Origin of the sequence: Leucobacter viscericola, assembly GCF_011299575.1 — a bacterium.
Classification (GTDB): domain Bacteria; phylum Actinomycetota; class Actinomycetes; order Actinomycetales; family Microbacteriaceae; genus Leucobacter; species Leucobacter viscericola.
In genome coordinates this window covers 2,045,605-2,065,260 of the sequence record NZ_CP049863.1, presented here as the reverse complement: position 1 = coordinate 2,065,260, position 19,656 = coordinate 2,045,605, and the positions used below count along the sequence as shown (strand labels likewise).

Sequence of the window (19,656 nt, the reverse complement as noted above, 5' to 3'; positions counted from 1 at the left end):
CTGACGGCACCCCGCCCGGCGGCCCCCTCCATTTATCTCGCGGTCGAATCGGCCGCAGGCCCTCTCACGCTACGTCTATCTGCGGCGAGTAACATACTGTGAGTGGGAGAAATTCAAGAACTTTGTTCACTGTTTTACGCTTGGCAAGCCTCTTCGGCGGCTTGAAGTGAATGAGGTAAAGGGGAGCACGTATGGGGTCTGAAGAAGATCCGTTGCGCCGCAAGGTCCGAAGGCGCATTTTTGAGGATCGCGACATCAACCACCTGAGTTTCAATATCAACGACCCTGAAGAGGCTCAGCAGGTGGAGGTAGTCTCCAAGTACCTGTTGACGGCGAACGTTGAAATCGACTGGATGCACTCGGGTGAAGCCCCTCTGCGCGCGAAGGTCGCCCAGCTCAGCAACTTGACGTGCGGTCACATGCAGATCCCTCGTATCGGCCTGCGCTGGAACCGCGACGATGTGTCAATCGACCGTGCCGTGATTGCCGCGTTTCCCCGCGGTCGTGGCCGCGTGTACTTGGAGGGGGAAGACGCTGCTCTTGAGTGCGTCGCTTTTCTGATTTGGCCCGGCACCAAGCCGGTGCTGATTGAATCCAATATGGATGCGAGCGAGATCATCTACGTGAGTTTGCCCGCGAGATGGTTGGCAGGTTTGCCTGTTCCCTTGGAGCCCGTGACTGCGGCCGGTGATGGCGAGGCTGCCGCGCTTGCGCCGCTCTGCGCATTCCTTGCGAGCCTATGTCGGCTCTCGCCGCAGGGTGCCGGTGGTGTTGGGCACATTCGCCAGGCGGTTGAAGAGGTTGTGAAGGCGATGGCCCGCATTATTGTGGGGCCAGATTACGAGGATCACCCCACCCTCTTCCGTCGAGCGATGGAAGTGGTGTTCGAGGATCATTCAGTGCGTGATCTCAACGCTCAGAAGATTGCGGCCACACTCGACGTGTCCGTTCGGAAACTGCAGCGCGCGTTCGAAGAGGAGGGCACAACCTCCGTTGCCGAGATCCGCAAAACGCGGGCGCTCGCAGCACGCGCACTTCGGTCTGAGCAGCCCGCTATGGCATCGGAGGAGATTGCTCGTCAGGCCGGGTTCGGATCAGCCTCCTCAATGTTTCGGGCCGTTCGAGAACAGGCGGATCTGCTGGCCTCCGAGGAGCAGGTCGCGTTTTAGACGCGCGTGCCACCTCGCGGCTCAATGAGCAGCCCCGTGTCTTTGCGGGCCCATTGCTTGCCGGGTGAAACCGCATGATTCCTGCGGCCGATCCTAAAATAACTTCGAAATTCTGAATTTTCTCGTCACATCCTGCCGCCAAGGCCCTTCTTTACATTGAGGCGTCGTTTTTGCGCCAAAGGTATCCGTTGTGTGAGTGCGGAAAGAGGAAGTCATTCAGATGAGCGTTCGAAACAAGAGGCGGAGCTCCCAGGGCTCCGACGACAGTAGGAATCGGAGTGCTTGGAGGCGTCTGAGCGCGCTAACGGTCGTCGTCGCTATGGCTCTCACGGTCGGGCCAACCTCCGCGTCACTTGCTGTTGACGCAACACAGCCAGCCCCGACGCCAAATGCAACGAGTGACGCCGACCCGTCCGGTGATGGCACTGCCGATGACTCCGTCAGCGCGACGAAGCCAAGCGCCGATGCTGACGACTCCGGGGTGAAGTTGAATGCAGCTTCCGCGGGCCTGCCCACCCTCGCAATGCAGGTGCGTATTGCCTCCGATGGAACCCCTACTTGGGACGCAGATAGCAACGCCGGAAACGACTCGGGGCCGAACAACGGCATCGTTCGAGTGAATGACACTGTCACGTATGAGGTGGAGTATGTCGTCGCCGACAATGCTGCAGACAACCTCACCTGGTCCGTGACACTGCCAAAAGGCATGGAACTAACCGTCGTTCCCGGGTACTGCCAGGCGACAGGCTCGTCTCTGGTTCCGGCAGACGCGGGAAGTCCCGCGCTGCCACTGTCGGCGACCTCGATTGATGAGCTGAGCCAGCAGACGCTGACCTGCAACATGGGAAATCGTTCGGTTGCAACAGACAGGGTGCAGTTCACCGCGAAGGTGCTGAACCTCGCACACCAGGGTCAGGCTCTTCAAGTGGTTGCTGCGAACGTAGCGGCTGATGGAATTGATGAGCCGGTCCCCGCAACCTCGCCCCTGCCCTCAGTTAAGGCTTCCTCTCGGCTGAAGTGGGACATCTCGAAGAACAGCATCGTACTGGGCGAAAACAGCGGATACGCGTACGGTCCCATCAATACGCAGTGCCCCTGGGACGACACAATCACTTGTAAGCAAACGATCTACTCCGTGGAGTTGTCTGCGCCAGCTGGTGGCAAGGGCGCGATGCCCGCGGTGGGAGACATCACGTTCACTGACGATCTTTCGCCGAAGGCCATGTATCCAGGTCTCAGCGCCGCATCCCTGGCAGCAATCAATGCGGATCTCGATAAGTATGGCTCGCGCGTGACCTACAACTACAGCGGATACTCGCAGCCGGGAAGCAAGATTGGCGGCTCGCAAGACAGCGGCTTCGCGCGAACGGCAGTAAACTCCGTGCGAGATTCAGGTACGTTGACGGGCGCACAGGCCGGGCCGGGAAAACCGGTCGCTCTGACCATTTCTGGCGCCGACATGAGCCTGCGTAGTTATCCGACAGAGGCGCTTCGGCCTGTTGGTACTGCGATTCCGGGAAATGCCGCCTACGCCGTATCTCTCGGCCTCACTGTCTACACGCCAGTTGCTGTTATTCGTGATTTCGGCACAGTCAATGCGGCAAAAACCTCGTGGACGCTGCCAACGTACAACGCCTACACAAACCTCAGTATTCATGGCTTTGAGCCAGCAACCGACGTGCAGACCTCTGCAAGTCAGCCTGGCCCCGCCGCCTCGAAGTTGCCAGCCGGTGTCACCGGGCCTGTGAACTGGAATGATTACCGCACAACGACTCCGCTTGTCGAGCTCACGGGCAGCTTCAGAAAGCAGTTCTTGGGGCTGCCCGGTGCTCCCGGCAATATGAGCTCGGGGGAATTCTCGCCCACCAACTCCGTATTCGGAGAGGGCCCTCCGGGTGGTGCGACACTCCTGAGCGGCGGAATCACCGTCGCGCCGACCCAGGTCATCACATCACAGATGTTCTTTAAGGGATCGAAACCGGATGCCCCAACCAATGTGAGCGCTATCGGGTGCGACGCCTGGGACAACACAAAGCTCAACCTGCAGGCGACGAACAACCCAGGTGTGTCCGGGTCGGGGAGCGTGGGCATGATGCAGCGGATTCCGTCTGAGGGCCAAGCCGTTTGGGTATCGGGGTACGACAATGTTCCGGGTAGCCTCGTTGCGACCTCGAAGTCAGAGGTGCCAAACGTCACGTTCCAGTATTCGGCCGCACCCGCGGGTGCGACATCCGCCAAGGACTGTGGTGATGCGCAAGGCCCGTGGTACGACTCACCGCAGGCGGTGCCCGGCAACGATCCTGCCATGGCCGCAGAGGGCACCTACACAGGCGTCGCCCGTGTGCGCGCCTTTGTGAACTTGCCGGCGCCGGTTTCGAATAGTTCACTTCTCGGAGACGGCGTCTATCTTGCTGTTTCGATCGGACTCCGAGTGGCCGATAACGGCATGGCTACTGGAACGGTGGTCCCGAACTTCGGCGCGGTGAAGATGATGCTCGGTAAGGACCTGACACCTGCTCAGATGCTTGCCGACCCAACCGCCTGGAACGTCGCGGCCTACGACCCCGCCACACACAGCGGCAACGGCGGAGACCGTCTCATCGTCGCTCACGCACAGGCACGCATTGACAAGAAAGTGCGTAAGGGCGACTCCGGAGCATTCACCTCGACGCCTCCTCAGGTGACTGGTGGCGATATGGTGCAGTATCAACTTTCGCCATCGCTTACTTCTGGTGCGTCCACTCCGGGCATCCTGAAAGATGTGTGGGTCGAGGACTGTCTACCGGCCTCACAGGCATACAGCTCGGCAACGATGGTGCCTGCCGTTGTCTCGCAGGGGGTTACGCCGAGTGATGCCCAGCGTCCCGCGTGTGGTGCGGGCGAGACCTATATTCGCTGGGTGTTTCCGAAGCACGAGGTAAATACAGCAATTGACCCGATCGTCATGTCGGCGGAGGTTTCCCCGACGGCAACCGACGGCGTCTACACAAATACCGTTGTTGTGTGGGCGGAAGACGATGCTTCGACCCTGGCGCAGCGTACTGATCAGGCGCAGATTCAGATCTCGAACATCGCCGGCATCAAGCTCGAGAAGATCGCGTTGACCCCTGTTGTGCAGGTCAATCGACCGGGCCAGGCTACGAACGAGCTCAATAAGTGGGCGGTGCGGCTGACCAATACCCTCCCGGCTTCACAGCAGTCGGGTGTATCTTCACCCGACGTGATCGACGTGTTGCCGAAGCAGGGGTACGCCGGAACCTCCTACAACGGCACCTTCGAGTTCGTTTCTGCAGACGTTACGAAGGGCGGCCCACAAACCCGGATCCTGTACACGGCGGACGCGAACGTCTCAGCAAATCCGGCTGATGCGTCGAATGGTGCCGCGGGAGCAACCACCTGGTGTGATGCACCCGCAAACGGAACCGTAGTTTCGGGTGCGAACAGCTGTCCCGCAAGCGCAGCAGATGTCAAAGCCATCCGTGTTCAGCGCCCTGGTGACTACCTTTCGGGCGATGTGCTCGAGGCCCAGATTGTTATGGTCGGCGTGGGCAACCGCGCTGACGACACCTACGTGAACAGCGCCATGGCGTCCGTCACGGGCCTTGAAAACCCGGTCGGTCCAATTGTTCGCCCTGAGGTCGCGGTCTCGTCGAGGGTCGGCGACTACGTGTGGTGGGACTTCAACCGAAACGGAACACAGGATGACTTCAATGGTGCGCCTGAGCAGCCCGCATCAGGTGTGACGGTTCACCTCGCGGGAACCGATGACCTGGGCAATCAGGTCGCCGTCGACACTCAAACCGATTCCGATGGAACGTACTCCTTTGACGACCTACGCGCGTCGGATGCTGCGGGCTACGTGATCACGTTCACGAAACCGGACGGCAGCGAGTTCACGCTGAAGCACTCCGATGGCGTAGATCCTGCACTCGATTCAGACGCGGATACGCAATCGGGGATCTCGGATCCTGTTGTTCTCGACGCGAACGCTGAAGATCTCACGATCGACGCAGGCCTGCTCCCAGTGGGGGATCTGCAGATTCTGAAATCTCTTACGGGTGCGGGTGTCGACACGATGGCGACGAGTGACACCCTGAAGTTTGAGGTGCTCTGCACCTTCGAGGGTGAGCCAGTGAACCTGCATCCCGCGGGAATCGATCAGCCGAGCGCCGATACTCCGCTCGAGATTGACCTTCCTGTGAACGGCGCCAGCCAGCTGCTTTCGGAGAAGATCGGGCCTATACCCGCCTTCTCATCGTGCACGGTAACCGAGGTTGATGCGGGCCACGCGGATCATGCCGCAGCGCCCGTCAGCGTGACCATACCGTGGGATGCCCAGGCACAGAAGTCGGGAGGAGCAACCGCCTCTCTCACAAACTTCTACTCCGCCGCGAGCATCATGATTTCGAAGAAGCTTGACGGTGATCCTCTCGCGGTCAATGCTGCGAAAGACAAGGTGTTTGAGATCTTGGCGACCTGCCAAATCGAGGAGACAGGCCCAGACAACACGAAGATCAGGTCAACCCTTTACTCGGGCATGGTTCTGGTCAAGGGCGGGCAAACGAAGTTCCTCGTCGGAGCCGACAACAAGCCGCGAATGCTGCCGCTCGGTGCGCGTTGCTTCGGCGAAGAGGTTGATGATGGAGGTGCCGCCAAATCCAAGGTTGACTTTGGCACTTGGGATCATGCAGCAGAGGTGACCTCGGGTGAATCCGGGGCGCCACAGCAGCTCACGATTACGGCTGTGAACACCTTCAAGGACGCAAAGATCACGGTGTCGAAGAAGGTGCTCGGAAATGGGACGGGTGGAGCATATGACTTCACTCTCAACTGCACCCAAGCCGAGAAAGACAAAGATGGAAAGCCCTCGGAGGGCGGCTACACGCTCGCCGACGCGGATGCGAAGTTCAGTCTGAAGGCTGGCGAGAGCCGCACCATCACTGTTCCCGAGGGGGTGACCTGCCGGGCCACAGAGGTCAACGTGCCGAAGAACGCGAAGGTATCAGTGCTCGACAGTGACGGAAGCACTCACGGTGGTGCATCCGACGGCATCATCGCCAACGCAACGGGCAGCAAAAACACGGTCAAGGTAACGAACACCTTCCCGGACGGGATAGATTCGCCGTCTTCGCTTGTGGTCACCGGTGCTCAACTCGGTGGAATCGGGGTGTTCGCAGCGGCCCTGCTGCTCTCCGGTGCGCTCCTGTTTGTGCTCCGTCGTCGCCGGCAGAGTCAAACGCAATAATTAAGTAAGGCTGGAGGCGATGCGGTGTGAACCGCATCGCCTCTGCTCTTTCGCGATATCACCCACATTGGGTGTGGTCACCTCACCCCTTAGCGGAGCATGCTTCTGTTACGAGTGCAGCGCAAAACCGTGTTGCTCTGTCGCAGCGAACATGGCCCTGAGGAGAATCACATGCCCGGAGGAAAGCCCAACATTCTCGTCATCTGGGGAGATGACATCGGCATCAGCAACCTGAGTTGCTACAGCGACGGGCTCATGGGGTATCGCACCCCCAACATCGACCGCATCGCTGAAGAGGGGATGCGGTTCACCGACTCCTACGGTGAGCAGAGCTGCACGGCCGGCCGATCCTCATTCATTACGGGCCAGAGTGTGTTTCGCACCGGACTCAGCAAGGTCGGGATCGCCGGTGCGGACCTTGGCCTGCGTGCCGAGGACCCGACCATTGCAGAGCTGCTCAAAGAGCACGGCTACGCCACCGGGCAGTTTGGCAAGAACCACCTGGGCGACAAAAACGAGTTCCTACCCACGGTCCACGGTTTTGACGAGTTCTTTGGCAACCTCTACCACCTCAACGCGGAGGAAGAGCCGGAGGCCGCTAACTGGCCGTCAGAGGAAGAGTTCCCGGAGTTCAACAAGCGGGCAAGGCCACGCGGGGTGATCCACGCCTGGGCAACCGACACCTACGACGACACCGTAGACGGCCGGTACGGCCCCCGCGGCAAACAGCGCATCGAAGACACGGGCCCGCTGACCCGCAAGCGCATGGAGACCATCGACGAGGACTTCGCCGAGGCCGCTCAAGACTTCATTGGACGAGCCGTCGACGACGACACTCCCTTCTTCGTGTGGATGAACACGACCCACATGCACTTCCGCACCCACCCCAAGCCCGAGAGTATTGGGCAGGCGGGGCGGTGGCAGTCTGAGTATCACGACACGATGATCGACCACGACAAGGTCGTCGGATCCCTTCTTGATCAGCTCGACGAGTTGGGCATCGCCGAAGACACGATCGTCATTTACTCGACCGACAACGGGCCGCACATGAACACCTGGCCCGACGGTGGCATGACCCCGTTCCGCAGCGAGAAGAACACCAATTGGGAGGGTGCGTTCCGCATCCCCGAGATGATCCGCTGGCCAGGTCACATCGAGGCGGGGGTCGTGTCGAACGAGATCATTCAGCACCACGACTGGCTGCCCACCTTCCTCGCTGCCGCCGGTGACACCGAGACTGTCGAGGAGCTCAAAAAGGGCAAGACCATCGGGGATCGCACGTACAAGGTGCACATTGACGGCTACGACATGCTTCCCTACCTGACGGGCAAGGAAGAGAAGTCACCGCGCAAGGGCCTCGTCTACTTCTCAGATGACGGCGACGTACTCGCGCTGCGCTTCGACAACTGGAAAGTTGTCTTCATGGAGCAGCGGGTGCAGGGAACACTGCAGGTGTGGATGGAGCCCTTCATCCCGCTGCGCGTGCCGAAGCTCTTCAACCTGCGCACGGATCCCTACGAGCGGGCCGACACCACGTCGAACACGTACTTCGACTGGATCTTCGAAAACGACTACCTCATCTTCGCTGCCACCTCGCTGATCGCGCAGTTCCTGGCAACATTTGAGGAGTTCCCGCCGCGTCAGAAGGCCGCGACCTTCAGCATCGACCAAGCTGTAGAGAAACTTCAAGCTTTCCTTAACGGAGGTGATTAGCCTGAGCTCAAGCAGCCTTGCCGATCGAGCCGTCAGCAGCTTCGTTGCGCTGCCCGGTGGCGAGTTCACGATGGGATCCAACGACCACTACCCCGAGGAGGCACCGGCACACCGTGCCTCCGTGGCGGGGTTCAGGATCAGCGCAACCGCCGTCACCAATCGTGAATACGCTGCGTTCGTTCGTGCGACGGGATATAAAACCGTCGCCGAACGGCCGCTGGATCCGGCCGAGTTTCCCGACGCTCCACCCGAGAACCTCGAGGCGGGGTCGATGGTCTTCACCGGAACACCGGGGCCCGTCGACCTCCGCCACCTGAGCCAGTGGTGGGCGTGGATGCCCGGGGCCAACTGGAAGCGGCCGTTCGGTCGGGGATCCTCCATCGGGCAGCGGGCGGATCACCCTGTGGTTCACGTGGCCTACGAGGATGCCGAGGCCTACGCAGAGTGGGTCGGGGCGCGGTTGCCAACGGAGGCTGAGTGGGAGTTCGCGGCGCGCGGGGGGATCGACGGTGCGCCGTTCACCTGGGGCGATTCGCGAGAACCCGAGGGTGTGTCGCTGGCAAACTACTGGCACGGCGAGTTTCCGTGGCGGGCAAATCGAGGGTACGGATCCACCGCGCCGGTCGGATCCTTCCCCCCGAACGGCTACGGCCTGTTCGACATGGCCGGTAACGTCTGGGAGTGGACGGCCGACTGGTACAGCGGCTTCGAAGACGCGCACGGTTGCTGCGCCCCGGCCAACCCGACGGGTGGCACGCGCGAGGGCAGCATCAACGCTGCCGAGCAGTTCGCGGTGCCGCGCAAGGTTGTTAAGGGCGGCTCGTTCTTGTGCGCCGACAGCTATTGCATGAGGTACAGGCCTGCCGCGCGGCGGGCACAGATGGTCGACACCGGAATGAGCCACATCGGCTTTCGGGTCGCCACCGACTAGGTTCAACGACATAGGGGGTCGCGACGCATGGCACACAACACTCAGGTTCTCCCTTCGTGGCGAGACACCGCTACACGGCAGACGATCATCGACTTTGTGGAGGCGGTGAGCACAGGCCCAGACGCGCTACCGGCACCCGAGCGGATCGCCGTCTTCGACAATGACGGCACCCTGTGGACAGAAAAACCCATGCCAACCCAGCTCCACTTCATCGTGCAGCAGTGGGCTGAAGAACTCAAGACCAAGCCGGAGCTCGCGGAACACCAGCCGTACAGGGCGGTCGCGACGGGAGAGCTCGACTGGATCGGTGGCGCCGTCGACAAGCACTATGCGGGCGACGACAGTGATTTGCACACGCTCGTCGGCGCGATCATCAGCGTGACCGCGGGCATGAGCGTCAGGGAGTACGAAGAGATTGTCGCCACGTTCTACCGCGAGGCAAAGCACCTCACGCGCGGCAGTGCTTACTCCCAGGCCGTCTACACACCCATGGTGGAGCTTCTCGGCTACCTCGAGGCGAACGGCTTCACCAACTACATCGTGTCGGGCGGCGACCGCGACTTCATGCGGCCCATGACACAAGACTTCTACGGGATCCCACCCGAGCGGGTCATCGGGTCTGCCTACGGACTCGAGTACGACGCCGACACAAACGACGTGCGCTACGCCAACTCGTTCTCGTTTCTCGACGACGGCCCGGAAAAGCCAATCAGGATCTGGACGCGCATCGGCAGGCGCCCGATTCTCGCCTGCGGCAACTCAAACGGCGATCTGCCCATGCTGCGCTTCGTGCAGAAGCACCCGCGATCCCTGAGCCTCCTCGTGCACCACGACGACGACACTCGCGACGACCCGCCCTACGACAAGGGTGCGGAGAATGCGCTCGCCGCGGTGGGGGAGTCGGGGTTCACCCGCGTCAGCGTGAAGGATGATTGGGCGGGGATTTTTCCTCTGGACGCCGCCTGATCGGCGGACCTTGAGGCGCATTGCTGCCTGGTAATTGATCTACGCAGCCAGAACTCCAAAAAAACTTTTGTGTTCGGGAGAGAGATTTCGAGATTTCTCGCATCTCTAATAAACGCGGCGTTTAGTGCTGCGCCCCAGCATTGGTGAACAGCTGTCACCACTCTGGGTAACCCACCCAGTGCTTCCACCGGAATGTCTGGGTAGTTGCCACAACTACAGCGCTGCAAAACAGCGTTGTAGTCCGAATACGAAGCGAAGCGCACAAAAACATGGCGTTTTCGCTTTTTACAGGTCACGTAATCGTCAATCGTGGCTGCAAAAACAGGAGTTTTGAAATCGGTATGAAACCTTTGAAAGGTTGGAAGTTCGCTGCTGCCCTTACCGCGGCAGTTGCAGTGCTTTCGTCGCTTGTTGTTGTAACCCCGCCTGCGCTCGCAGCGGAGGAGGAGGCATCTCTGCAAATGGAGTTTGCCGCCACGGGTCAGGTAACGCGTACAGCTGGTACGCCGTTTACCACCCTCGCCACCTTCTCATGTGTCAGCCCGACCGGTGCCGCCTGCGCCGACGCGGTGATCACCATCCCGTGGCCCGCGGATCCTGACCCTTCACTAGGGGCATCCGGCATCGACACCTGGACGGCTGAGGCTGTTTCAAACATGCCGGGCCTGCTTGGTTCCACAGTGACCAAAGATGTGGCGAATCGTCAGTGGATCATTGATCTGAAGAAGCCGATTCCCGCCGACGGCAGCGTGGTGGGCATTCAGCTCTCGTTCACCGCACCCAATCTCACGACCCCAAATGACTTCAAGCTGCCAGTGAAGCCCACGGTGACCGGATCAAACTTCGAGACAGTGACGGACTCTGAAGACGTCACCTTAACCGTGACGGCGACCTCTGGTGCAACGATTTCGAAGAAGATGGTTGGCACTCCCATTGCGGGTGCGAATGTCACCTGGAACATTGCGTGGAATGACGGCAACCCTGCGTGGGACGGGCTGCTAGGTAAGATCCCTGGCACTCGCACCATCGTCGATGTGCTGCCCCCCGAGGTGGACTTTGTGTCAGTTACTCCTGCCGGAACCCCCTACAACTACGACGCGGCGACTCGCACTCTGACGTTTCTCACGACGGAAAAGCCCTACCCTGCCAGTTCACAAAACTACGGCGTGGTCGCCAAGGTGAAGGACGATACCCCAAACGGTGCCGTCATCACGAATGCGGCGACGCTCTCCTTCAAGGAGGTCGGCAACCCCAACGTTGTCACGACCACGAGCTCCACTCAGTCGGTGGTCACCCAAGAAGTCGACGGATCGACCATCTTCTCTAAGACCGTTAACAACAACCTCACCGGTTACACGGGGGGCGAGGTCGGCAACGCAGTCGCAACTACGGCCTCGACCAATAAAGAGGTGGAGTACGTTCTCGCTGTTAACCAGACGTCGTTCGACAGCGACTTCGAAATGATCGACCAGATTCCTTGCATGACGGGCGCGGTGAACCGCGTCGAGTCGGGTGCGGTAGATGCTGATTGCTCGGACGTGGGTTTCCATGTTTCGCGCATTCTTGTGGCCAGTGACCCCATTGCTGGTGGAAACGGCACCGACACAGGCAAGACTGTGACCCTTCACTACACCGATGGCACCTCACAGACGGTTCCGGTAATCAAGGGTGTCGCCATCGTTCCCAAAGCAGGAACCGATGTTAACAAGATCACGTACAGCGGGTCGCAGCCTGCAGGGTCTGCGAATTCAAAGCTCGTGGTCTATGGCCGGGTCGATGCTGCGCTGGAAACGCGCACGGAGATTCTGTCGATCAAGAACACGTCTTACAATCGAATCGCTGTCGCAGGTAAGCCGCTGCCGGCGGCCTACAGCCCGTTCGCGGTGGATGCAATGATCCTGCGGAACGTGGTTTCCGCGGCCATTACCGCGGCTCCCACCAAGGTGCTGAATACACCCAACCTTACGAGTGCGGGAATTTGGGTTTCGTACCTGACGGCGAAGCCAGAGATCGCCGACAAACGACACACCGTGGTTGTGTTGCCGGATGCTGCCTTTGACGTGACTGCCGGCGCGGCAATCTCGAACGATTGGCAAGGAACCGGTCGCAAGTACGTTGACTTCCCAGCGGGCAATGACACTGTGAAGAACCTCGCGGTGAAGAGGGCAGACGTGCCAGCGGGCGTTTACGCCTACGACGTCTATATCGGTTTTGCCGATGAGCAGTTCGAGAGCTGCATCACCACTCCGGATGGAGAACCGATGCCGGGCAATGACATCTTTGTCGATACCACGGGCATCATCGGCACGGTGGGTGTGCCGACAACCGTGTGCCACCAGACCGGGTACTTTGTTGTGCCCGGCAGCATTCCCGACTCAAGTACCGTGAAGACGGTTCGCGGCAATAACGATTCCGCGTGGGTGGCTTCACCAGGCACAAGCAACGTCTCCTCCGATGGCACGGGTGCTGCCGACTTTAAGGTGACGTGGGCGAACACAGGATCGGCAGCGTTGCAAGACGTTACGCTCTACGACGTGCTGCCCAAGGTTAGCGATACCTACACCGTTGGTGGCAGTGCCGCTCGTGGTTCAACCTTTACGCCGACCCTGCGGGAAGTAACCGCACCTCCGGGATGGACGGTCGCGTACTCGGTCGCGCAGAACCCGTGTCGGCCTGAGGTGCTGGCAAACAGCAAGAACCCCGGCTGTGATTCGACCTGGTCAACAACTGCACCATCCGACATGGCTGCGGTGACCGCATTGCGGTTCCAGAACTCAGCTTCGCTGGCAATCGGCACGGTCGCAGACTTCATCGTTTCGATGGACGCTGCAAACTTCGAGCCAACGCAGCAGGTGGCCTGGAACACCGTCGCGACCCGTGCGTACGTTGCGGGAGCAACCCCCGCTCCGATCGCCCCGTCTGAAACCCCGAAGGTGGGCTTTGGCCTCGTTGAAGGCCCGGGGATCCACCTTGAAAAAGAGGTGTGTGCGGCTGATACTTGCGCGGATGACGCAGCCGTCGGCACTGGTGGTTGGGCAAACACCGCGGCTGTCCCCTTCAACGCCGACGTGAAGTGGCGACTGACGGCGACCAACGTAGGGCTCGTTGACCTCACAAAGGTGAAGATCGACGATCCGCTCGTGGCGGCGTGCGATCTCGAGGTGGGCGATCTGGCAGTCAACGACCAGGTCCAGAAGATCTGCCGCTCGACCGGTGTGCAGGCTGACATGAAGAACACCGCGACCGCTACCGGCAACGGTGACGACAAGACCGCCACGGACAGCTCAAGTGCATCGGTGACGGTCGGGGCGAAAGCTGCTTCTGCAGTGGGGATCGTCTACGAGTCATGCGACCCCAGCGTGGGCGACTGCGACCCTAACGCCGTACTCGGCGAGGGCGGCTGGAGCGCCAGCACAACCGTGCCGTTTGGGGCAGAAGGACTCTGGCGTGCGACGGTTACCAACACCGGTGAAACGACGCTGACCAATGTGCGCGTTGAGAACGCGGACTACGAGGAGTGCGCGTTCACGCTGGCTGAGCTGGCTCCCGGGGCCGCATCTTCGAAGGTGTGCAAGGTCGAGGGTGTTGACGGGCTTCTGACCGGCACGACGAGCGTAAAAGCGACACCTCCCTACGGCGACGCCGATCTTGAGGCTGATAGCTCTGCCGAGATCTTGTCCTTGTCACCGAACGTCGCGATTGACGTGCAGAAAGAGGTCTGCTCAACCGGAGATGACTGTGATCCCGACGCTGCTTCACTGACTGGCGGATGGGTCAAGGAGGCTCAGCTTGAGCCCGGTGCCGAGCCGTTCTGGCGCGTGATCGTAACGAACACTAGCCAGGTGAAGCTGGCCGACGTGCAGCTCACTGACCCGATGCTGTCGGGTTGCTCTACCAGCTTTGCGGAGATCGAAGCCGGTGCCTCGGAGGCGGTTACCTGCAAGAGCGCCGCAGTGTTTGCATCCGCCAGCAGCGTGGCCACTGCCACAGGCACAAACCCGCGGGATCCCGGCACCGAGACCGTCACCGCAGAGAGCGAAGCGAAGGTGACCGTGCGCGACTTCACCTCAACGGTGTCGCTCGTAAAGGAAGCCTGCGTGGTGGCAGCCGATAGTGACTGCCTTGAGAGCGGCACCGGCTGGAAGGCGCACGCTACCGGTGAGTTCGGCAGCGAGATGTGGTGGCGGATCACCGTCACCAATACTGGCGACACCGATCTGACCGACGTCAAGGTTACGGACGCGCGCTTCCCCGCTGGCGACTTCACGGTTGAACGGCTGAAGGGTGGCGAGTCGAAAGCGATCGTCTTCTCGGCTGGCTCCTGGAAGGTCGTTGACGCGGCCTCAGCTGACGCGAAGAACACGGCAACCGTGACCGCCACCGGTGTGCAGGGTGACGAACTCACGGCTGAGAGCAGCGCAATCGGTACCGTTACGAAGAAGGCCGACGAGGTGTCGCCGGTGAAACCGACTACCCCGGAGAAACCGGCTAAGTCGACGAAGCCGACTAAGCCAGCAAACCAGGCAACGCAGGCCGCAACTGCAGAGAAGGCCCCAGCGGGCCTCGCGGTGACGGGTGCAGCCTCGCCGATGCTGCTGGCGTTTGGTGCACTGGGAATGCTGTTGCTCGCAGCGGCGCTCATCGCGCGCCGTCGCAGGGCGTAACACCCCAGAGATGAGGGGCGCTGTGCTGAGAAAATCTCAACACAGCGCCCCTCTGCTGCCCAAGCTAACTGCTAGATACCCACCGCCACACCGTGTCGCGACCGCGAAGGCCAGTGCTTTCCGCGTGATCGTTGCTGCGCAGCCACCGCGCCATATTCTTAGCGGTGTCGGGCAGTCGGGCGCCGGTCTGGCGGGTGACAGTGAGAATCTCGCTCGTTGTGAACTCGGGTCCGATGATGGCTCGGGTGAATGGCATGTCAGCCCAGAGGCGACGCGAAATCTCAGCCACTGCTGAGGCCACGATTGTGTCGTGGTCGAAGGGGAGGCCACCAGCAGCGGCGTCGAGGGGAGTCCAGGTTGCGGATCCTGCCAGCGACTCCACCGCGCAGATGTGACCGATAGAGATGGTGGCACCGCGAGGATCTCGGTTTGTCCCGTCGAACGCTCCGAACTGGGTCACGTGCCGGATCGATCCTGCTGGCAGCTCAAGCTTCGTCACAACCGCGCGCTCCGCGGCCTCCGAGAGTCCCTCACCCGTGAGTAAAAGCACTCCGGGCAGGGCGGCGCGACCTACGAAGGGCTCAAACTGCCGCTCGCAGGTCGCAAAGCTCAGAACGCCAGCATCGCGTCGAACCGCGACCACATCCACTGAAACCAGTGGCTGCTTCCACTCGGTCATCGGTTTCCCTTCATCGTCTCCCGCACCTCAGCGAACGTCTGCGTGCGAAGAAATGCGCCGTCACGCCACACCGGCTGCAATTCGCTGGCGGCCTCCTGCTCGGGCGTCGCCTGCTCAACAAGATACAACTCGCCCTCGTCGTTGCGAAAAACCGCGAGGCGGCCGCGGGCACTCTTTTTGGTGCCGTTGTCGGTGATCGGGTCCTTCTGCAGGTCGTAGCCGACCCCGTCAACGAGTGCCCAGGTGGCCTTTACCGCACTCATGAACGTGTCCCGAGTTTGGTACTGGTAGGTGAAGCTGCCGACGCCGAAGACAACGTTGGTTGAGGCGAAGCCCTTGGCGGCGAGGCGATCGATAATCTGATGGGCTCGATCCCGTGTAATCGAGTCGCCGTAGATGGCGCCGATGTGAGGATCCAGAACCCTGTAACCCGCCTCGTTGATTGTGCCGCCGAAGGTGTCCCACAGCAGCTCAACAACACCCTTTGCTGCGGGGGATTGGTCCGCGTGTGAATCGTCGCCCAGCTCGCCGCACAGAATGTCGACGGGGTCACCGGAATCGGGGCGGATCACCATCTTGCCGTCGCGTGCAAGGATGCGATCCTTGAACTCGGGCAAGAAATCAGTGAGCACCTCCCACAGGTTGAAGGTGTCGGAGACGACGGAAAAGATTCCGGCCGGGTACAGGTCGATCAGGCGAGAGAACAGCTCTTTCTCTCCGACCACAGCGGCCCCCGCGCACATGACACTGTGCTCGGTCGCTGGCACACTGCCCGCAACGTACTCGCCTCCGTAGAACTGCTCGATGTAGTCGAGTGACGGCAGTGAGTCGGTGCCGCTGAACGACAACAGGTGACCTGCGCCAGACGCCGCGGCGGTCTCCACACTCGACATTCCCCGGAACGAGAAGTCGTGCCCCTGCCAGTCGATTGCCGCGGGGTCGCCGCCGGTGCGCTCGCACCCCGCCTCGAGTACCCGACGAAATTCGCGCGCGATCGTCGCGGAGGTGGAAGGCTGCCACACCTCGGCCGAGACGATGGTCTCGACGTAGTTCGTGAGCCAGAAGAACTCGGGATCGGTGTTCTCGAAGGTGAAGCTTGGCACGCGGAGCGGAACTGCGGTGCCCTCCTGCACGGCGTTGAACTTCAGCGGCAGGTAGCCCTTCCGGTGGAGCGCCCTGATGTGATCGGTTCCGATCGAGTTTGGGCCGAGGATCTGGGTGAGACGCTCTTCATAGAGTGCGCACACCTCGTCTTCGTCCGCGGCAAAAAACGGTTCGAACCAGGTTTCCAACTTCGCGAGGAACACTTGCAGACCGAAGTGAACGACGTGGTCGACGCCTTCAATGCGGCTGCCCCGGTTGGTCCAGTTGGAGTAGACCACCTCGGGGGTGCCCGCGAGTCGGTACTGCTGCAGGTGACCCAGCTTGTAGACGTCGGTGAGCATGAGTGCGCGGATGGGGGCGAAACGGTCTGTCGTGTGCATGATGAGTTCTTTCGGGGGTTGGTGGTTACGCGCTGAGGTATGGGGCGAGCTCGATGATCTCGGCCGCGACTTCGGGGTTGGCCGCCCCGGGGTGTGAGTCGGTGGTGAAGACGGTGCCGTAGCTTTCGCGCAGCTGCGGTGCGCGGCCGCTGAAAATGCCGTGGCTGACCCAAAGATCCAGCTGATCCCGGTGCAGCCCCGTTGCCTTCGCGAGTCCCATGAACGTGCCGCCGCCGTCGCAGATGTCGTCGACCACGAGCACTCTTCCGAGCCGCGGCAAGTTCTCGGGGGCATGAAAGCCGGTGAGTTTGCCGGTGTCAAAGTCGCGGCTCTTCGTGGCTGTGAAGAGCGGGAGGCCCATGCGGTCGGCGACGAGCTGTGCGCGATGCACCGCTCCGGCATCGGGGGCGAGGATCGCCTCGTAGTTGCCGGATGGGATAACGCGCTCTGCGATGACTGCGGTGGACTCGACGATGCGCACGTTGTTGATCAGGCTCGGAGCCACGGGGGAGTGCGGATCGAATACCACCACTTCGTCAAGGTTGCACGTGTTGATGAGGTTGGCGTACACCTGCGCGCCGAAGGGGGTACCGCGGTCCGCGCGAGCGGCGGGGAGGTAGGGCAGGTGGGCAACGGCGCGGTGTCCGAGGCTGTGCACCCAGTCCGCCCACAGGCCCAAAACGACAAGATCGTTCGCGTCACAACCGGTTACCCTCGCAAAGGCGGGGGCTTCTGCAGTGGGAACCCGAAGGTGCCATTCGCCCCCAGGAAACCGGAACGGTTCCGCGGCGCTGTTGGTGTGGGTGACCGACTTGCTGCCACCCGGGGTGGTTGCTGCGAAGAGTGTGATGCTCATGTGGAAAGCGTAACACAGTTATTCCTCATTGTGAGGAATGAGGATTATTTTGGGTGTATTTCACCAGCACGGCCCTCAACTAAGCTCAACATAGAACGCCCAAGCACCCCCGGAGGCAGTCATGCCACGCAAGAAACTCACGACTCCGAATAACCCGTTGCTTCGTGCACTCATGTTGGTCGTAGCCATCGCCTGCGCAATCGCGAGTGGGATCACCGGACCGCTGTGGGGAGTTTCGCGGTGTGGTCCGCAGACTTATGGGCCACCGTGTTCGATCGAGATTGTCGCGTACCTTCCTCTCGGCATCGCCGCCTTTGCGCTTGCGGTTTGGGCGGGGCGAGGGTGGATGGTGTTTGCGGTACTTGGTGTGTTAATCGCGACAAACCTGATCACCATATTTATGGCAGGGTACGCGAACGAAGACTATGTGTTCGGATTCGGGATCTTCGCCGTGGCGCTCACCGCGATCATGGTGTGGGTGGCAATCGCGAGTCGTCGCCCCAAGAAACGCCAGGCACCCGCGACCGACGATGCGAGTCTCAGCCGGGCGGAATGAAGCAGGACCGGCCCAGGGCGTACGCTGTGGGCATGTCGAATACGATCACGGTCGGTCGAGGCACGCCGTTTGAGCAGTCTCTAACCCTGGCGAACGGGCTTACCTCGGTGTTCGTATCACTGCTAGGACTGAGCGGGACAGCGACTGCGGCCGACAACAAAGAACGGGTCTTGGTTTATTGGCTGCTCGAACAAGATCAGTCCGCGGTCGGGGTCGGCACGGTGGGATTTGAACTGGAGGACCTGCCGTTTGAAGAGAATGAGTTTGAAAGCCAGCGGGTTTTTCTACTCAGTGCGATTGACGGCGTGATCAAACGGATTGGGTGGGACCGTTTGAGTTACAAGCCCAACGAGGATCTCATTTTTCCTGCCATGCATAGATTTGCAGAACTGGTGCGTGCGCTGCGCATCACGGATCTTCACCGTGAAGAGATAGCCGAGTGGCACGAGGCCTGCCAAGCTGACGAGCCGATGTTTCGAGGGTTCCCGGTATGTGGAGGCCACGGTCTGTTGCTTACCCGGTTCGGTTGTCACGCGTGCAACAACAGCTGAGGCTAGAGGAGACTTTCCTTCCAGGCTCCCGACGCCACATCAGTGCACAAACGCCTTCAAGGCGATAAACACGAGCCCGAACGAAGCCGTTGCGAGCGTGCCGAGCACGCGGGCAGGGATCGAGCTCCCACGGCGCACGAACGCAATGTAGCCAAGAATCGCAAGGATAACGACTCCCACCCAGAGGGCGCACTCATTGGCGAATTCGTCGGGGATCACCCTGGTTGTGCCAAGGAGCAGCACGACCAGCGGCGGCAAAGAGGAGACCAGCATGCCGAGTGAACGCCGTGCCGAGTGCCGAAGTGCGAGGCGCACCCCGTAGACGTGCTCCTCGCCATCAGTCATGCGGTCTCCGACGCGGGCCACTGTTCCCGCGAAGACATGTGCCCCCCAGAACACCAGCACGGTCGCCGCGACGGTGATCAGCACTTTCGCCGATGACTCACCGTGTGCCGAGGAAACGGCCACGAGGCCACTCACCAGGATCGTGCCGTATACGGCGGTTTCTGTTCCGAATCCGGGCCGCAGTTTGCGGTGAATCTCGAGGAGACTCTTGTCGGTTGCGTTGAGTTCAGACACATTCATATCGTATGCGTACAAGCGAGAGACTTCATCACTATGAGCGGCCCTGTTTCTGGGTGCTTCCCCGGTGCTAAGATTGCCAAAAATGTACGTGTGATCTTTCATATAACCGATGGCTTCATCATCGGGATGGGGTAGAAAGACCACACTTGCAGCACTGGGGAGTACTGCTATGAAACAGCGTCGTCGACGGAATGATCAACCGACTTGGCGCGCGCGCCCGCATGCTCGGCTGTCGGGAAGGCGCTGGCTCGCCGCGG

General features: G+C 60.8%; 12 protein-coding genes. 8 read left to right on the top strand and 4 right to left on the bottom strand.

Annotated features, from left to right (window positions below):
- Positions 1–191: 191 nt before the first annotated feature.
- The 6 genes from G7068_RS09100 to G7068_RS09075 all read left to right on the top strand — a co-directional run bounded on the left by G7068_RS09100 (position 192) and on the right by G7068_RS09075 (position 14,688).
- On the top strand, positions 192–1,169 hold the full coding sequence (locus G7068_RS09100) for a helix-turn-helix domain-containing protein (protein WP_166291337.1): 978 nt from the start codon (positions 192–194) through the stop codon (positions 1,167–1,169).
- A gap of 319 nt (positions 1,170–1,488) precedes the next feature.
- Positions 1,489–6,414 (top strand): SdrD B-like domain-containing protein, encoded by a 4,926-nt coding sequence (locus G7068_RS09095; protein WP_166291335.1) that lies wholly within the window; start codon positions 1,489–1,491, stop codon positions 6,412–6,414.
- Between the two features lie 171 nt (positions 6,415–6,585).
- Positions 6,586–8,127 carry an arylsulfatase gene (locus tag G7068_RS09090; protein ID WP_166291333.1) on the top strand — a complete coding sequence of 514 codons (1,542 nt, stop codon included), beginning with the start codon at positions 6,586–6,588 and terminating at the stop codon, positions 8,125–8,127.
- 70 nt (positions 8,128–8,197) lie between these two features.
- Entirely contained in the window at positions 8,198–9,058 is an 861-nt protein-coding gene (locus tag G7068_RS09085) for a formylglycine-generating enzyme family protein (RefSeq protein WP_166293090.1), read from the top strand.
- Between the two features lie 27 nt (positions 9,059–9,085).
- Positions 9,086–10,024 (top strand): HAD family hydrolase, encoded by a 939-nt coding sequence (locus G7068_RS09080; protein ID WP_166291331.1) that lies wholly within the window; start codon positions 9,086–9,088, stop codon positions 10,022–10,024.
- Between the two features lie 341 nt (positions 10,025–10,365).
- Complete coding sequence (locus tag G7068_RS09075; protein WP_166291329.1) at positions 10,366–14,688, top strand: DUF7617 domain-containing protein; 4,323 nt, start codon at positions 10,366–10,368, stop codon at positions 14,686–14,688.
- Between the two features lie 64 nt (positions 14,689–14,752).
- On the opposite strand, the gene G7068_RS09070 is transcribed toward G7068_RS09075, so the two are convergent.
- Genes G7068_RS09070 through G7068_RS09060 form a run of 3 tightly spaced genes read right to left on the bottom strand, consistent with a single transcriptional unit; the run spans position 14,753 to position 17,707 of the window.
- Positions 14,753–15,367, bottom strand: coding sequence for an NUDIX hydrolase (locus tag G7068_RS09070; protein ID WP_166291327.1), 615 nt, complete (start codon positions 15,365–15,367; stop codon positions 14,753–14,755).
- Positions 15,364–16,851, bottom strand: coding sequence for a nicotinate phosphoribosyltransferase (locus G7068_RS09065; protein ID WP_166291325.1), 1,488 nt, complete (start codon positions 16,849–16,851; stop codon positions 15,364–15,366). Before G7068_RS09065 ends, G7068_RS09070 begins: the two co-directional genes overlap by 4 nt.
- Positions 16,852–16,876: 25 nt before the next feature.
- Entirely contained in the window at positions 16,877–17,707 is an 831-nt protein-coding gene (locus tag G7068_RS09060) for a phosphoribosyltransferase family protein (RefSeq protein ID WP_166291322.1), read from the bottom strand.
- Between the two features lie 121 nt (positions 17,708–17,828).
- On the opposite strand from G7068_RS09060, the gene G7068_RS09055 reads away from it, so the two are divergent.
- Positions 17,829–18,263, top strand: a complete 435-nt coding sequence (locus tag G7068_RS09055; protein ID WP_166291320.1) for a hypothetical protein — start codon at positions 17,829–17,831, stop codon at positions 18,261–18,263.
- A 32-nt stretch (positions 18,264–18,295) separates the two neighbouring features.
- Positions 18,296–18,814, top strand: a complete 519-nt coding sequence (locus G7068_RS09050) for a hypothetical protein (RefSeq protein ID WP_166291317.1) — start codon at positions 18,296–18,298, stop codon at positions 18,812–18,814.
- Positions 18,815–18,853: 39 nt separating this feature from the next.
- Here G7068_RS09050 and G7068_RS09045 read toward each other — a convergent pair whose 3' ends face one another.
- Positions 18,854–19,393 carry a hypothetical protein gene (locus tag G7068_RS09045; RefSeq protein WP_244304414.1) on the bottom strand — a complete coding sequence of 180 codons (540 nt, stop codon included), beginning with the start codon at positions 19,391–19,393 and terminating at the stop codon, positions 18,854–18,856.
- Positions 19,394–19,656: the final 263 nt, after the last annotated feature.

What these genes read in the sequence shown, in the direction of transcription:
- G7068_RS09085 (WP_166293090.1), top strand. Translation starts at nt 8,198, where the DNA reads ATGGGATCCAACGACCACTACCCCGAGGAGGCACCGGCACACCGTGCC.
- G7068_RS09050 (WP_166291317.1), top strand. Translation starts at nt 18,296, where the DNA reads ATGTCGAATACGATCACGGTCGGTCGAGGCACGCCGTTTGAGCAGTCT.
- G7068_RS09080 (WP_166291331.1), top strand. Translation starts at nt 9,086, where the DNA reads ATGGCACACAACACTCAGGTTCTCCCTTCGTGGCGAGACACCGCTACA.
- G7068_RS09100 (WP_166291337.1), top strand. Translation starts at nt 192, where the DNA reads ATGGGGTCTGAAGAAGATCCGTTGCGCCGCAAGGTCCGAAGGCGCATT.
- G7068_RS09065 (WP_166291325.1), bottom strand. Translation starts at nt 16,851, where the DNA reads ATGCACACGACAGACCGTTTCGCCCCCATCCGCGCACTCATGCTCACC.
- G7068_RS09055 (WP_166291320.1), top strand. Translation starts at nt 17,829, where the DNA reads ATGCCACGCAAGAAACTCACGACTCCGAATAACCCGTTGCTTCGTGCA.
- G7068_RS09090 (WP_166291333.1), top strand. Translation starts at nt 6,586, where the DNA reads ATGCCCGGAGGAAAGCCCAACATTCTCGTCATCTGGGGAGATGACATC.
- G7068_RS09095 (WP_166291335.1), top strand. Translation starts at nt 1,489, where the DNA reads ATGGCTCTCACGGTCGGGCCAACCTCCGCGTCACTTGCTGTTGACGCA.
- G7068_RS09075 (WP_166291329.1), top strand. Translation starts at nt 10,366, where the DNA reads ATGAAACCTTTGAAAGGTTGGAAGTTCGCTGCTGCCCTTACCGCGGCA.
- G7068_RS09070 (WP_166291327.1), bottom strand. Translation starts at nt 15,367, where the DNA reads ATGACCGAGTGGAAGCAGCCACTGGTTTCAGTGGATGTGGTCGCGGTT.
- G7068_RS09060 (WP_166291322.1), bottom strand. Translation starts at nt 17,707, where the DNA reads ATGAGCATCACACTCTTCGCAGCAACCACCCCGGGTGGCAGCAAGTCG.